This window comes from Amorphus suaedae (assembly GCF_053629675.1).
Map to the genome: position 1 here is coordinate 1,830,067 of NZ_JBRJIT010000001.1, position 14,678 is coordinate 1,844,744.

At 68.7% G+C, this 14,678-nt stretch carries 14 protein-coding genes; 2 read left to right on the forward strand and 12 right to left on the reverse strand.

Annotated elements, in window-relative coordinates; translation table 11 throughout:
• Positions 1–28: 28 nt before the first annotated feature.
• The 7 genes from nusA to AB7M35_RS08315 form a co-directional block, all read right to left on the reverse strand.
• Positions 29–1,639, reverse strand: coding sequence for a transcription termination factor NusA (gene nusA / locus AB7M35_RS08285; protein ID WP_453958784.1), 1,611 nt, complete (start codon positions 1,637–1,639; stop codon positions 29–31).
• 71 nt (positions 1,640–1,710) lie between these two features.
• Positions 1,711–2,310, reverse strand: a complete 600-nt coding sequence (rimP, locus tag AB7M35_RS08290; protein ID WP_453960675.1) for a ribosome maturation factor RimP — start codon at positions 2,308–2,310, stop codon at positions 1,711–1,713.
• A 337-nt stretch (positions 2,311–2,647) separates the two neighbouring features.
• Positions 2,648–3,409: an ABC transporter permease gene (locus AB7M35_RS08295; RefSeq protein ID WP_453958786.1), complete on the reverse strand. Its 762-nt coding sequence runs from the start codon at positions 3,407–3,409 to the stop codon at positions 2,648–2,650.
• The gene (locus AB7M35_RS08300) at positions 3,406–4,332 is read right to left on the reverse strand and encodes an ABC transporter ATP-binding protein (RefSeq protein ID WP_453958787.1); all 927 of its coding nucleotides are present in this window, start codon (positions 4,330–4,332) and stop codon (positions 3,406–3,408) included. Before AB7M35_RS08300 ends, AB7M35_RS08295 begins: the two co-directional genes overlap by 4 nt.
• Before the next feature lie 126 nt (positions 4,333–4,458).
• Entirely contained in the window at positions 4,459–5,229 is a 771-nt protein-coding gene (locus AB7M35_RS08305; RefSeq protein ID WP_453958788.1) for an SDR family NAD(P)-dependent oxidoreductase, read from the reverse strand.
• Positions 5,230–5,601: 372 nt separating this feature from the next.
• The gene (locus AB7M35_RS08310) at positions 5,602–6,159 is read right to left on the reverse strand and encodes an HNH endonuclease (protein WP_453958790.1); all 558 of its coding nucleotides are present in this window, start codon (positions 6,157–6,159) and stop codon (positions 5,602–5,604) included.
• 119 nt (positions 6,160–6,278) lie between these two features.
• A complete protein-coding gene (locus AB7M35_RS08315) occupies positions 6,279–6,932 on the reverse strand; it encodes an alpha/beta hydrolase (protein ID WP_453958791.1) in 654 nt (217 codons plus the stop codon).
• Positions 6,933–7,145: 213 nt separating this feature from the next.
• Between AB7M35_RS08315 and AB7M35_RS08320 the strand changes: the two genes are divergently transcribed.
• Positions 7,146–7,406: a GlsB/YeaQ/YmgE family stress response membrane protein gene (locus AB7M35_RS08320; protein ID WP_453958792.1), complete on the forward strand. Its 261-nt coding sequence runs from the start codon at positions 7,146–7,148 to the stop codon at positions 7,404–7,406.
• A gap of 89 nt (positions 7,407–7,495) precedes the next feature.
• Here AB7M35_RS08320 and AB7M35_RS08325 read toward each other — a convergent pair whose 3' ends face one another.
• Complete coding sequence (locus AB7M35_RS08325) at positions 7,496–8,137, reverse strand: DNA-3-methyladenine glycosylase family protein (RefSeq protein WP_453958793.1); 642 nt, start codon at positions 8,135–8,137, stop codon at positions 7,496–7,498.
• Positions 8,138–8,278: 141 nt separating this feature from the next.
• On the opposite strand from AB7M35_RS08325, the gene gluQRS reads away from it, so the two are divergent.
• Positions 8,279–9,181 carry a tRNA glutamyl-Q(34) synthetase GluQRS gene (gluQRS, locus tag AB7M35_RS08330; protein WP_453958795.1) on the forward strand — a complete coding sequence of 301 codons (903 nt, stop codon included), beginning with the start codon at positions 8,279–8,281 and terminating at the stop codon, positions 9,179–9,181.
• Positions 9,182–9,195: 14 nt separating this feature from the next.
• On the opposite strand, the gene AB7M35_RS08335 is transcribed toward gluQRS, so the two are convergent.
• From AB7M35_RS08335 to AB7M35_RS08350, 4 genes are all read right to left on the reverse strand, one after another.
• On the reverse strand, positions 9,196–10,017 hold the full coding sequence (locus AB7M35_RS08335; protein ID WP_453958797.1) for an exodeoxyribonuclease III: 822 nt from the start codon (positions 10,015–10,017) through the stop codon (positions 9,196–9,198).
• Entirely contained in the window at positions 10,017–10,904 is an 888-nt protein-coding gene (locus AB7M35_RS08340) for an HpcH/HpaI aldolase/citrate lyase family protein (protein WP_453958799.1), read from the reverse strand. The genes AB7M35_RS08335 and AB7M35_RS08340 overlap by 1 nt, the downstream gene beginning before the upstream one ends.
• Before the next feature lie 177 nt (positions 10,905–11,081).
• Positions 11,082–12,425, reverse strand: coding sequence for a DUF2252 family protein (locus tag AB7M35_RS08345; RefSeq protein ID WP_453958801.1), 1,344 nt, complete (start codon positions 12,423–12,425; stop codon positions 11,082–11,084).
• Positions 12,426–12,483: 58 nt separating this feature from the next.
• Positions 12,484–14,442 (reverse strand): acetoacetate--CoA ligase, encoded by a 1,959-nt coding sequence (locus AB7M35_RS08350; RefSeq protein ID WP_453958803.1) that lies wholly within the window; start codon positions 14,440–14,442, stop codon positions 12,484–12,486.
• Between the last annotated feature and the right edge of the window lie 236 nt (positions 14,443–14,678).

Consider the following 14,678-nt stretch of genomic DNA (forward strand, 5'->3'; position numbering starts at 1 on the left):
GCCAAGTCGCGCCTGGCCGCCACCGGCCTTAGGCCTCCAGCTGGTCCGCGGCGTCCTCTTCGCCCTCTTCCGTCTCCGGCTGGGCGAGATCGGCTTCGGTGATCCAGCCGATCTTCAGGCGGGCGGCGATGATCATCTGCTCGGCGTCGGCCCGGCTCACGTCGAACTCCGACAGCGCGCCGGCGTGGCGTTCGACTTCGCCCTGCTTGCGCTCCACCCATCCGACCAGGTCGTCGGTGGCGCAGCCCGCCAGGTCCTCGACCGTCTTCACGCCGTCCTTGCCGAGCGCGACCAGCATGGCCGTGGTCAGCCCGTCGATGTCGCGCAGGTCGTCCTCGACGCCCAGCGTGCGGCGCTCCTCGTCGAGCTGGCGCTCGCGCTCTTCCAGGTGCTCGCGGGCGCGGGCCTGGATCTCCTCGGCCGTCTCCTCGTCGAAGCCCTCGATCGAGGCGATCTCGTCGGATTCCACGTAGGCGACTTCCTCGATGGAGGTGAAGCCTTCGGAGGCGAGCAGCTGGCCCACGACCTCGTCGACGTTGAGGCCGTCCACGAAGAGCACCGTGCGCTCCTGGAATTCCTTCTGCCGGCGCTCGGATTCCTCCTGCTCGGTCAGGATGTCGATGTCCCAGCCGGTGAGCTGGGAGGCGAGGCGCACGTTCTGTCCGCGCCGGCCGATCGCCAGCGACAGCTGCTCGTCGGGCACCACCACCTCGATGCGCTCGGCGTCCTCGTCGAGGACCACCTTGCTCACCTCGGCCGGCTGCAGCGCGTTGACGATGAACGTCGCCGCGTCCGGGTTCCACGGAATGATGTCGATCTTCTCGCCCTGCAGCTCCTGCACGACGGCCTGCACGCGGCTGCCGCGCATGCCGACGCAGGCGCCGACCGGATCGATCGAGGAGTCGTTCGACACGACCGCGATCTTGGCGCGGCTGCCCGGATCGCGGGCGACCGACTTCACCTCGATGACGCCGTCGTAGATCTCCGGGACCTCCTGACGGAACAGCTTCGACATGAACTGCGGATGCGTGCGCGACAGGAACACCTGCGGACCGCGCTGCTCGCGGCGCACGTCCATGATGTAGGCGCGGACGCGGTCGCCGTTGCGGAACAGTTCGCGCGGGATCAGCTGGTCGCGCTTCACGATGGCCTCGCCGCGGCCGAGGTCGACGATGACGTTGCCGTACTCGACGCGCTTCACCACGCCGTTCACGACCTCGCCGATGCGGTCCTTGAACTCGTCGTACTGGTGATCGCGCTCGGCCTCGCGGACCTTCTGCACGATGACCTGCTTGGCCGACTGGGCGGCGATCCGGCCGAAGTCGATGGGCGGCAGCGGTTCGGAGATGTAGTCGCCGAGCTGCGCCGCCGGATTGCGGTGCCGGGCCTCGTCCAGGTCGATCTGGGTGGCGGTGTTCTCGACCTCCTCGACGACCTCGAGCAGCCGCTGCAGGCGGATGTCGCCGGTCTTCGGGTTGATCTCGGCGCGCACTTCCGTTTCCGAGCCGTAGCGCGAGCGCGCCGCCTTCTGGATCGCGTCTTCCATCGCCGCGATCACGATGGTGCGGTCGATCGACTTCTCGCGGGCGACTGCATCGGCGATCTGCAGAAGTTCCAGGCGGTTTGCACTAACGGCCATTGTCTTTTCTTCCTCCGGTCAGCCCTTCGTCGGGACCGAGCCAATTCATTCCAATCCGGACCTGAAGCGCCTCAGGCGTCGTCGTTGTCGTCGGCGTCGCTGCCGTCGTCGTCGGCCTCGCTGCCGCCGGCGGCCTTGCGGGCCCGGCGGTCGGCCTTGAGGGCTTCCTCGATCAGCGCGTCGGTCAGCACCAGGCGGGCGTCGGCGATGTCTTCCATCGGCAGCGCCACCTCGGCCTCTTCCGTCGTCTTGGTGCCGTCGAGGCGCATCACCATGGCGTCGCCGCGGGTGCCCAGCAGGATGCCGCGGAAGCGCTTGCGGCCGTCGTGCAGGCGGGCCAGCTCGACCTTGGTGTCGTGGCCCATCCAGCGGTCGAAGTCCGACCTGCGGACCAGCGGCCGGTCGATGCCGGGCGACGAGATTTCCAGGTGGTACGCCTTGTCGATCGGATCGTCGACGTCGAGCACCGGCGACACCGCCCGGCTCACCGTCTCGCAGTCCTCGACGGTCATCGTGCCGTCGGGCCGCTCGGCCATGATCTGCAGGGTGCAGCCGTTCTGGCCGGTCACCTTCACGCGCACCAGCCGGTAGCCGAGGTCCTCGATCACCGGCTCGACGATCGCCGCCACGCGGGCATCGAGCCCCTGCTCGTGAACGACGCGCGGCTCCATGGCCGCGCCTTCGATGTCTTCGTCGTGCTTCTCGACAGCGTTCACACGCAATCCATTCTGTTGTCGTCGGGGCTGAACGGCCGCCCTTCCGGTCGCGGCGACCGGAACGGGACCGTTCGTGACACTTGCCTCACCCGGCCCGGAAACGGGACCGCCCCTGCTGGGCGCTGCCCGCCGCCGGAGCGGCGGACGGAGACTTGAGACCGGGTAAGCAAAAAAGAGCGGGTGCCCGGGGGCCCCACTCTCAGTCCGCATCCGTCAGGATGCCGATAGAGATGTTCGGATCAGCCCCAAATATAGCCGATGCGGCCCGAAACGCAAGGCAGTCGATGCCCGCTCAGGGCCGGAGCCGCCAGCCCGTCCGGAAGATCAGCCAGATCACCGTGAGGCACGCGACCAGGAACACCAGCGTCATCGCCAGCGAGATCGCCACGGGAACGTCCGAGGTGCCGTAGAACGACCACCGGAATCCCGACACCAGGTAGACCACCGGATTGATCAGGGTGATCTTCTGCCAGATCGGCGGCAGCATCGAGATCGAATAGAACGTGCCGCCCAGGAACGTCAGCGGCATGATGAACAGCAGCGGAATCAGCTGCAGCTTCTCGAAGCCGTCGGCCCAGATGCCGATGATGAAGCCGAACAGGCTGAAGGTCACCGCCGTCAGCACCAGGAAGGCGATCATCACGAACGGATGCTCGATGCGGATCGGCACGAACAGCGCCGCCGTGGCCAGGATGATCAGCCCGAGCACGATCGACTTGGTCGCCGCCGCGCCGACGTAGCCGAGCAGGATCTCCACGTAGGAGACCGGCGCGGAGAGGATCTCGTAGATCGTGCCCGTAAACTTCGGGAAGTAGATGCCGAACGCCGCGTTGGAGACCGACTGGGTCAGAAGCGTGAGCATGATCAGCCCGGGCACGATGAACGCGCCGTAGCTGACCCCGTCCACCTCCTGGATCCGCGAGCCGATCGCGCCGCCGAAGACGACGAAATAGAGGGAGGTCGAGACCACCGGGGAGATGATGCTCTGCAGCACCGTCCGGAAGGTCCGGTTCATCTCGAAGCGGTAGATCGAGGCGGCCGCGCGCAGGTTCATCGCCGTTCCCTCACAAGATTGACGAAGATTTCTTCAAGGGAGCTCTGCACCGTGTAGAGGTCGCGGAAGCGGATGTCGGCATCCCGCAGGCTGGTCATCAGCGACGTGATGCCCGTCCGCTCGCCCCGCGTGTCGTAGGTGTAGACCAGCTCGCTGCCGTCGTCGGAGAGCACCAGGTCATACTCTCCCAGCCCCGCCGGCACCGCCGTCAGCGGATCCTGCAGGATCAGGGTGAGCTGCTTGCGGCCGAGCTGGCGCATCAGCGTGCTCTTCTCCTCCACGAGGATCAGCTCGCCCTTCGAGATCACCCCGATCCGGTCGGCCATTTCCTCGGCCTCTTCCAGGTAGTGGGTGGTCAGGATGATGGTCACGCCGGAATCGCGCAGCCCCCGGACCACGTCCCACATGTCGCGCCGAAGCTCCACGTCGACGCCCGCCGTGGGCTCGTCGAGGAACAGGATCTGCGGCTCGTGGGCGAGCGCCTTGGCGATCATCACGCGGCGCTTCATGCCGCCCGACAGCGTGCGGATCTGGCTGTCGCGCTTGTCCCAGAGCGACAGGTCCTTGAGCACCCGGTCGATGAGGGCGTCGTCGCGCGGCTTGCCGAACAGGCCGCGCGTGAACTTCACCGTGTCGCGCACCGATTCGAACGCATCGGTGGTCAGCTCCTGCGGCACCAGCCCGATCAGCGCGCGCGCCGCGCGGAAGTCGGTGACGATGTCGTGGCCGTCGACGGTCACGGAGCCGTGGCTGGCGTTGACGAGACCGCAGACGATCGAGATCAGCGTCGTCTTGCCGGCGCCGTTGGGACCGAGCAGCGCGAAGATCTCGCCCTTCTCGATCGCAAGGTCGACCGACTTCAACGCCTCGAAGCCGCTGTCGTAGACCTTGGAAAGGCTGCTGATGGAAATCACGGGAGGCATGCTGTCATTTCTGCCTTGGCGTGGGACGGACGCGGGCGGAAGGCGGCGAACGCGCGCTTCACGGGAGGGTCCGCCATATTCGGGACTGTTCAGTACAGAATTATGATGGCCGTGGCCAGAGCGTCGTCAGAGCGACGAGACGAGGTGTCCCCCGTCGACCGGAATGATGGCGCCGGTCATGAAGCTCGAGGCGTCGGTGGCCAGCAGCAACAGAATTCCGTCGAGCTCCTCGAGGTTCCCGATCCGGCGCATGGGGATGCGCTTCATCATCCCCTGCCCCGCGTCGCTGTCGAAGAACGCGGCATTGATATCGGTGGCGAAGTAGCCCGGCGCAATGGCGTTGACGCGGATGCCGTGGCGCGCCCACTCCAGCGCCAGCGCCTTGGTCATCTGGATCACGCTCGCCTTGGAGACGGCGTAGGGGCCGACGCCGGTGGCGACCCGTTCGCCCAGCACCGAGGCGATGTTGACCACGATCCCCGTCGCCTTGGCATCGCGCCAGCGGCGCGCCACGGCGACGGCCATCAGCCAGACGCCGCGCACGTTGACCGCCATGACGTTGTCGAAGTCGGACGCCGACTGGTCCAGCGCCCAGCCCTCGGTGGCGATGCCGGCGTTGTTGATCAGCACGTCGATGCCGTCGAAGGCGCCGGTCACCGCGTCGCAGCAGGCCTCGATCGACCCCTCCGCCGTCACGTCCAGCTCGACCGCCAGCGCATCGGCGGCCCCCTCGGCCATCAGCTCGGCCACCAGCCCGTCGAGACGTTCCTTGCGGCGCGCGGCAACCGCGACCCGCGCCCCCGCCCGGGCCGCGACGCGGGCGAAGTGCGCGCCCAGTCCGCTCGAGGCGCCGGTCACGAGCACACGGCGGCCGGCAAGGCGGCTTGCGAGATCCATGTCCTGTCTCCTCTGTCTTATTTCTCTTGTTCGGCGACCGCACCGGTGAGCGCGCCGGCATTGCCCGGCGGTCGCGCCGACAGGCACCCGTCCGGGCGAAAACACGAGCGCGCCAGACGCATCGCTCCCTGAAGCCATCCCGGATCTATCAGGTTTGGCGGGCCGAACCAAAGCGGGCGCCGCCATCCGCGCCAGCCGCCGGGTCCCGGGGACGGGAATCCGCGCCGGCCGGCCGGGCGAATCGGCTGGCCGGGCGGCGCGCGGCGCGCGCATGGCCCGGTCTGCTCCGGTCGATCGGCGCGGGAGGGAATCGGTCGGGGGTCGGAATCCGGAGCCGGGCCCGATCGGCGGGCCCTCCGAGCGGAGGAGGCTCTAGGGCTCCAGCTCGGTGTCCCAGTAGAGAAAGTCGAGCCAGCTGTCGTGGAGATAGTTCGGCGGGAACAGGCGGCCGTTGTTGTGGAGGTCCTGGACCGTCGGCCGGTAGGGCATCTGCCGCGGCCACATGTCCATGTCGCGGCAGGACTTGTTGCCCTTGCGCAGGTTGCAGCTCGAGCAGGCGGCGATGACGTTGTCCCAGAGGGTCAGGCCGCCGCGGGAGCGCGGGATCAGGTGATCGAAGGTCAGGTCCTCCCGGGTGCCGCAGTACTGGCACTCGAAGCGGTCGCGCAGGAAGACGTTGAAGCGGGTGAAGGCGGGATAGCGGGCGGGCTTGATGTAGGTCTTGAGCGAGACGACGCTCGGAAGCTTCATTTCGAAAGACGGACTTCGGACCGTCGCTTCGTACTCCGAGACGATGTTCACCCTGTCGAGGAAGACGGCCTTTATGGCGTCCTGCCACGACCAGAGCGAAAGCGGATAGTAGCTCAGGGGCCGATAATCCGCATTCAGCACCAACGTAGGATGCGCATCGGGAGATACCGCAATGCTCACTCGCTGTCCCTCGTCCCTCAGTTGAGTCGCCAACTTCGGATGCGTGACTGAACTTATGTATAGGCTCTATGTCACTGTTGTGAAATATGCCCCGTTGCTTACCGTCCGGATAGCCCACCTCATTCGGGCAGCACCTTGCCCAGAAATTCGGCACCGAGCCGCAATCCGGTTTCGTTGATCCCGTGCCCGAGCCCGGGCTCGATTCGCGACGTCACCGGCACGCCGAGCCCCGACAGCGTTTCGGCCGCCTGCTCGGTCAGCTCGGCCGGCAGCACGTCGTCGGCCGCCCCGTGCACCAGCAGCACCGGAAACCGGTGGCGCAGATCCTCGCCGAGGCGCTCGGGGCCGGCCAGCCGCCCGGAGTAGCCGATCAGGCCGGCGAGCGCCCGCGGCCGCCGAAAGGCGACGTGCAGCGCCATCATCGTGCCCTGGCTGAACCCCACCAGCACCAGCCGGCTGTCGTCCAGCCCGGCGCGCGCCAGCTCGGCGTCCAGGAACCGGTCGAGCACGGGCGCCGCCGCCGTGACGCCGCGCCAGTATTCCGACGGATCGCGCAGCGTCAGGGGAAACCACTGCCGGCCCATCGGCGCCATGCCGCAGGGATCGGGCGCGTTCGGCGCCACGAACGCGACGGTCGGCAGGTGCGGCGCCCACATCTCCGCCAGGCCGATCAGGTCGGCGCCGTCGGCCCCGTATCCGTGCAGCAGCACCACGAGGCCGGTGGGCGCCTCTCCCGAGGCGGGTTCCAGTCGCGGACCGTCCAGTTCGACCATGTAAGCCTGTCTCCGTGTTCGCCGTGCGCGCCCCGCCACACCCTTTCACGGCGGCGGGTGGCGGGTCCAGCGGCCTGCCTCACCGGCAAGAGTCCGGTGCACGGAGGCCATCCGATATTGTCATCTTGGGTGGGACAAGGTCTGATACGCAGGTGGAACCAAGTTCCGGCGTACGAGTTTGCCGAAGGTCAATAAAAACGGGGGTTCTTCAGAATGCTCACTATCCTTTCCTGGATCATACTTGGCCTTATCGCCGGCGCGCTCGCGAAGCTGATCATGCCGGGCAATGACCCGGGAGGCTTCTTCGTCACGATGCTGATCGGTATCGCCGGCGCCTTCGTCGGCGGCTACGTCGGCACCGCGCTGGGCATCGGCACCGTCGTCGGCGGCCTCTCGCTTCCCTCGCTGCTGACGGCCATCGTCGGCGCGCTGATCCTGCTGCTGATCTACAGGCTGCTGCGCCGCGCCATGTAGGCGTGCCGCGCAACGGCATCGGACTGCGAAGGGCACCGGTCGCGACCGGTGCCCTTTTTGCATCCGGCCTCCGAAGGCGCCGCCCGGCCTCAGACCGGCAGCGCGTCCCGGCCGGCCTTGCGGGCGCCGTAGTAGGCCCAGAACAGCCGGGCGGCGATGCCTCGCCACGGCGACCAGGCCGCCGCGATCTCGTGCAGTTCCGGGATGGTCGGCCGCGCCTCCAGCCCGAGCGCGTCGGCGACCGCGTTCTGCAGCGCGATGTCGCCGGCCGGGAAGATGTCCGGGTGGCCGGCGCAGAACAGCAGGTAGATGTCGGCGGTCCAGGGCCCGACGCCCTTCACCGTGCACAGCAGCGCGTGGGCCTCGTCGGCCGGCAGCACCGCCACCCCGCCCAGGTCCAGCCCTCCGTCCACCGCCGCGCAGATCGCCCGCAGCGCCCGGATCTTCGGGCGCGACAGGCCCATCCCGCGCAGCGCGTCGTCGTCGTGCGCCGACATGTGCGCGACGGTCATCTCGCCGAGGCCCGCCATCACCCGGTTCCAGATCGCCGTGGCGCTGGCCACCGACACCTGTTGCGAGACGATGATCCGCGCCAGTCCCTCGAAGCCCGGCTGGCGCAGCCGCAGCGGCAGTTCGCCGGCGAGGTCCCGCACCGGGGCGAGCCTCGGATCGAGGTCGACCAGCGCCTCCAGCCCGGCCGCCACGTCGGCGTCGGTCTCGATCGGCCGCAATCCCGCGACCGGGCGCGGAGGCGGTGGAACCGTGCGTTTCGCCGGACGCTTCGCCGGCGCCTTGCGTGATCGCGCGCTTGTCATGATCGCCCCATACCCGCTACCGCTCACGTGACCCGCAAGCACCGTGTGACCCGCCCCATGGCCGACGAAAGCCCTCCGACCGTCCGCTTCGCGCCCAGCCCCAACGGCTATCTTCATCTCGGTCACGCGCTCAGCGCAATCCTCAACGCGGAGACGGCCGAGGCCCGCGCCGGACGCTTCCTCATCCGCATCGACGACCTCGACACCAACCGCGCGCGGCCGGAGTTCGAGGCAGCGATCTTCGAGGATCTCCGCTGGCTCGGGCTCGCCTTCGATCCGGACGTGCGGCGCCAGTCCGACCATGTGGAGTCATACGAGGACGCCCTTGCCCGTCTGGACGCCATCGGGCTCATCCGCCGCTCGGTCGCCACCCGTCGGGAGATCGCCGACGCCGCCGCCGCCGCCGATGCGGCGGGCACGCCCTGGCGCCGCGATCCGGACGGCGGCTGGCACGTGCCGCCGGACGAGGTGTTCCTGCCGGAGGCGGTGATCGGCGAGCGGATCGAAGCCGGCCGGCCGGCCACCCTGCGGCTCAGGATGAACGACGCGCTGGCGCGGGTGGACGCTCCCCTGACGTTTCGCGAGCTCGACGCGGGACCGCGCGGGGAGACCGGCGAGGTGCGGGCCGATCCGGCCGCCTGGGGCGACGTGGTCGTCGGCCGCAGCGACGTGCCGGGCAGCTACCACCTCTCCGTCGTCGTCGACGATGCGGCGCAGGGGATCAGCCACGTCATCCGGGGCCAGGACCTCTTCCACGCCACCTCGATCCACCGGCTGCTGCAGGCGCTGCTCGGCCTGCCCGCCCCGGTCTACCGGCACCACCGGCTGATTCTCGACACGGACGGGCGGAAGCTCTCCAAGTCGTCCGGGTCCACCAGCCTGCGCGAGCTGCGCGCCGGCGGGCTCTCCGCCGCCGAGGTGCGGCGGCGCATCGGCCTGGAGGCCGGCCCCGGCGGCTAGCCGGTCCGGGTCGCTCAGCCGTTGATGGTGACCAGCACGGGGACGTGGTCGGACGGCTTTTCCCAGCTCCGCGCCTCGGCGACCACGCGCACGTCGCTCACCCGGTCGGCCAGCGACGGCGAGGCCCACATGTGGTCAAGCCGGCGGCCGCGGTTGGCGACGGTGTGGTCGCGGTTGCGGTAGCTCCACCAGGTGAAGACCTTCTCCGGCGGCGGCATGTCGCGGCGGACCACGTCGATCCAGCGGCCGGCCATCAGCGCCGCGTCGAGGCGCTCGGTCTCCCCGGGCGTGTGGCTGACGATCTTCAGGAGCTGCCTGTGGGACCAGACGTCGTCGGGCTGCGGCGCCACGTTGAAGTCGCCGCCCACCAGGCTCGGCTCGGCCGACGACAGCACGCTCCACGGCGCGAACGCGTCGAGATAGGCGAGCTTGGCGCGGAACTTCGGATTGATCTCCGGGTCCGGCTCGTCACCGCCCGACGGGATGTAGACCGAATGCAGCGCCGCCGGCTTGCCGCCCACCTCGATGACGCCCGAGATGTGACGGCCCTCGTCGATGTCGGCGATGTTCTCGCGGCTGACGCGCTCGATCGGCCGGTTCGAGGCGATCGCCACCCCGTGGTGCCCCTTGCGCCCGTTCACCACGACGTGGGGAAAGCCCAGCTTCTCCAGCGCCTGGCGCGGGAACTGGTCGTCCGGGCAGCGCGTCTCCTGCAGCAAGAGCACGTCGGGCTTGTAGGCGGCGACGAACGTGTCGACGAGCGCGATCCGGGCGCGGATCGAGTTGATGTTCCAGGTGGCGACGACGAGCCGGTCGGCGGTTCCGCTGCCCGCCATCACTGGGTGCGCCCGGCGATGGCATCGGCCAGCGCCACCGTCTTCTCGGCGATCTCGGCGTGCAGGCGTTCCACCATCTTGCCGTCCAGCGCGATGGCGCCCCGCCCGGCGTTCTCCGGCTGCGCGAACGCCTCGATGATCCGGCGCGCCCAGGCGACCTCTGCGCCGCTCGGCGCGAACGTGCGGTTCGCCACCTCGATCTGCTTCGGATGGATCAGCGTCTTGCCGTCCATCCCCAGGTCGCGGCCCTGGCGGCATTCCTCCGTCAGTCCGGACAGGTCGTCGATGTCGCCGTAGACGCCGTCGAGGATCGACAGCCCGTTCGCCCGCGCCGCCGCGACGAAGGTCGCGATCCACGGCAGCATGGTGACCCGGCCGGGCACGATCTGGGCGCGGGTCTCCTTGGCGAGGTCGTTGGTGCCGATCACCAGCGCGTCGAGGCGCCGGCCGGCGTCCTCCTCCACGGCCTCGGCGATCGAGCCGGCGTTGAGCACGGCCCGGGGCGTCTCCATCATCAGCCAGATCTTCAGCTTCGCCGGCGCGCCGAGCCGCGACAGCACCCGCCCGATCGACATCACGTCGTCGACGGTCTCGGCCTTCGGCACCAGGATCGCATCGGCGTTGCTCGCCGCGATCGCTTCCAGGTCGGCCATGCCCCACGGCGAGGAAAGCGGGTTCATCCGCAGCACGATCTCGCGGTGGCCGTAGCCGCCCGCCTCGACCGCCGCCAGCACCTGGGCGCGCGCCGTCTCCTTCTGGTCCGGCGCCACCGCGTCCTCGAGATCGAAGATCAGGCAGTCGGCATCGAGGGTGCGGGCCTTCTCCAGGGCGCGGGCATTGGAGCCGGGCATGTAGAGGACGCTGCGGCGCGGACGGATATCGGTCATGGGCACTCCCGGTGGGACGGTGGCGTCAGCCTGCGCGGAGACCCCTGTCGGTGCCTCTGCGCCCTCTTGAACACCTGCGGGATCCCTCGATAGCAAACCGGGGCGCGGTTGCAACCCGTGTGAGCGGCGCGCGGTGCGCTTTGCGCGCGATCGCGCAAGAACGCGCAGAAAAGCGCATTATCGCGCACGCCGCAGCATCGCCCAGTCGGCGACCACGCGCACCGCGTAATCCTGCGCGCTGTCGACCAGCCGGCGGATGTCGTCGTGCCGGAGCCGGTCGATCATGTGGCACTCGAAACGGCGGGATCGCTTGTCGGAACGCCCGTGGGAGAGCGCCAGCGCCCGGGCCGACGCCTCAGCGTGATCGACGAGATTGTCGGTCAGGTCTCCGTCGGCGAGCTCGTGCGCGTCGACGCCGGCCTTCGAGTGGTGCCGGGTGCGCACGAGCCAGCTCCGGCCGTTCCAGTGGACGTGATCGAGCACCCGGTCCGCCCGGCGCTGCATCAGCCGCTGGCAGTCGATCACCAGCCGCGCCACCGACATCCGGTTGGCCGGATCGATGTCGGGGAAGTGCGGCAGGAAGGCCGGCGGCCGCTGCTCCTTCACCTCCACCAAGTGATAGAGTTCCAGGAGTTCCCGCCAGTCCTGGCCGTCCCTGGACACATCGTCCGGGCCGACGAGAAGGTAGTAGCGGTCGGCGTTGCGCGCCCCGAGACCGGCACCGTAGCGCATCGCCACGTCGCAGATCGCATCGTCGACATAGGGGCGGAACGCCTCCGCGACCGCGCCCGCCCGCGGCCCCAGCAGCCGATCGATCCGTCCGGGCTGGTGCGCGAGGCGCGGCACGGGCGCGCCGAGATCGACGTCCTTGGCGAGCTTCGACTTGGTGGTGAAGTCCTCGCCCCCGACGGCGCGGGCCTTGGCCTTCGTCTCGAAGGGATGCAGGAAATGGCCGGACGGGAAGTTGCAGACGGCCTCGTCCCAGCAGTCGTCCGGCCGCTGGGCGATCGCCTTGCAGGTCTTGCGGTAGGCCTTGAAGAAGCGCTTGGCTGCCTTGCGGGCCGCGGCGAACCCCGGCGACTGCGCCACCCGGTCGGCGGGCCAGTCCACATAGGTCCCGTCGACGTCGCAGCGGGCCCGGTCGGCGGCCAGAAACAGGCTCGCCGCGTAGCGCATCAGGTCCCATTCGGCGTAGCCGACGCCGGCATCGTCGAAGTCGTTGGGGCAGAAGATGACGTGGTGGGGGGCGGCCCAGGCGCCGCCCTCAGTGAGAAAGCCGAAGTTCTCGAAATGGCTGTCGCCCTGGATGCGGGTGATCGAGCCCCGCGACACCTCCACCTCCAGGCGGCCGGTGGCCAGATCGCGGAAGAACAGGCTGGCCGTGCCCCGGTAGAAGGCGAACGGCGAGCCGGCCATGTCGGCGTGCTTGCCCGAGCCGTTCTCCGACAGCAGGTCGACCTCGTCGATCCGGTAGATCTCCTCGAGGATCTCCTCGAGCCGGGCGTTGCGTCCGGCGTCCATGGTCGGCCCTCCGTGTCGCGCGCCTGGGCAACCTCCCGTCGATGGCCGAAGTTCCGGATCAGTCGGCCAGTTGCGGCAGGTCGCGGTAGAAATCGAGCGCCTCGGGATTGGCCAGCGCTTCCTTGTTCTTCACCTCGCGGCCATGCACCACGTCGCGCACGGCGAGCTCGGTGATCTTGCCGGACTTGGTGCGCGGAATGTCCGCCACCGCGACAATCTTTGCCGGCACGTGGCGCGGGCTGGCACCGCTGCGGATCTGGGTCTTGATGCGCTTCTCCAGCGCCTCGTCGAGCGTCGCACCCTCCGCCAGCCGCACGAACAGCACGACCCGGACGTCGTTGTCCCAGGTCTGGCCGATCGCCAGCGCCTCCAGCACGTCGGGGATCTGCTCGACCTGCGCGTAGATCTCCGCGGTACCAATGCGCACACCGCCCGGATTGAGCGTCGCGTCGGACCGGCCGTGGATGATCAGGCCGCCGTGCGGCGTCCACTCGGCGAAGTCGCCGTGGCACCAGACGTTGTCGAACCGCTCGAAATAGGCGGCGCGGTACTTGGCACCGTCGGGATCGTTCCAGAACATCACCGGCATGGTGGGGAACGGCCGGGCGCAGACGAGCTCGCCCTTGCCCTCGCGGATCGGATGGCCGTCTTCCGACCAGACCTGCACGTCGAGGCCCAGCCCCGGCCCCTGGATCTCGCCCTTGTAGACCGGCTTGATCGGGATCCCGAGGACGAAGCAGGCGACGATGTCGGTGCCGCCGGAGATCGAGGCCAGGTGGATGTCGTGCTTGATCTTCTCGTAGACGTACGAAAAGCTTTCCGGCGCCAGCGGCGAGCCGGTCGAGGTCATCAGCCTGACCGTCGACAGGTCGTGGGTTTCCATCGGGACCAGCCCGGCCTTCGCCACCGCGTCGATGAACTTCGCCGAGGTGCCGAACAGCGTCATCTTCTCCTGGTCGGCATAGTCGAACAGGATCTCGCCGCTCGGAGCGAACGGCGAGCCGTCGTAGAGCAGCAGCGTCGCCTCGGACGCGAGCGCCGACATCAGCCAGTTCCACATCATCCAGCCGCAGGTGCTGAAGTAGAAGACGCGGTCGCCGGGCTTCACGTCCGAATGGAGGCGCTGCTCCTTCAGGTGCATCAGCAGCGTGCCGCCGGCCGAGTGCACGATGCACTTCGGGACACCCGTCGTTCCCGACGAGAACAGGATGTAGAGGGGATGATTGAAGGGCAGTCGCTCGAAGGCCACCGGCTTCGCCTCGAAGCCTTTCAGCACCTGCTCCAGCGGCTTGGCGCGCTTGAGGCGACCCGCCACGTCCTCGGCCTGCTCCAGGTAGGAGACGATCCAAATCTGCTCGGCGGTGGGCAGTTGGGACTCGATGGCGGCCAGCTTATCGGCAACGGCGATCTGCTTGCCGTTGTACCAGTAGCCGTCGCAGCTCACGAAGACCTTGGGCTCGATCTGGCCGAACCGGTCGAGCACGCCGCGCTCGCCGAAATCGGGAGAGCAGGAGGAGAAGGTCGCGCCGAGCGAGGCGGTGGCGAGCATCAGCGCCGTCGTCTCCGGCATGTTCGGCATCATCGCCGCCACCCGGTCGCCGACCCCGACGCCGGCCGCCGCGAGCGCCTGCTGCATCCGGGAGACCAGATCGTTGAGCTCGCGCCAGCTCATCCGGCGGCGCACCTTGTCCTCGCCCCAGAAGACGACGGCATCGCCATCGTCGTTCCGGCGCAGCAGGTTCTCCGCGTAGTTGAGGCGCGCATCGGGGAAGAAGGCGGCACCCGGCATCTTGTCGGCGTCGACCAGCACGCGGTCGCCCTTGTCGCCGACGACGCCGCAGAAATCCCACACCGCCGACCAGAAGCCCTCGAGATCGGACACCGACCAGGCGTGCAGGTCGTCGAAGCTCTCGAAGCTCCGGCCCGCCCGCTTACCGGCAAATCCCATGAACGCCGTCATGGCGCTGTCCGCCATCCGCTCCTTCGAAGGTGTCCACAGCGGTTGGTCTGCCGTCATGTGCGATGGTCCTCTCTCGGAGTTCAGGTCGGATGCCGACGGGGCGGAAGCTGGGATACCACCCCGCCGCGGACCCTCACAAGGTACGCGCGCCATCGAATTTCAAGAAGCGGCGTAGGAAGGAGCGGCCGACGACGTTCAGGGTGACAGGTACGGCAGACACGAACGTCGAGCGAGGCCATGCAACACCCATCGCGTGCACCAGCAGCACTTCCCCCGGGGCAGGTGACATGAGT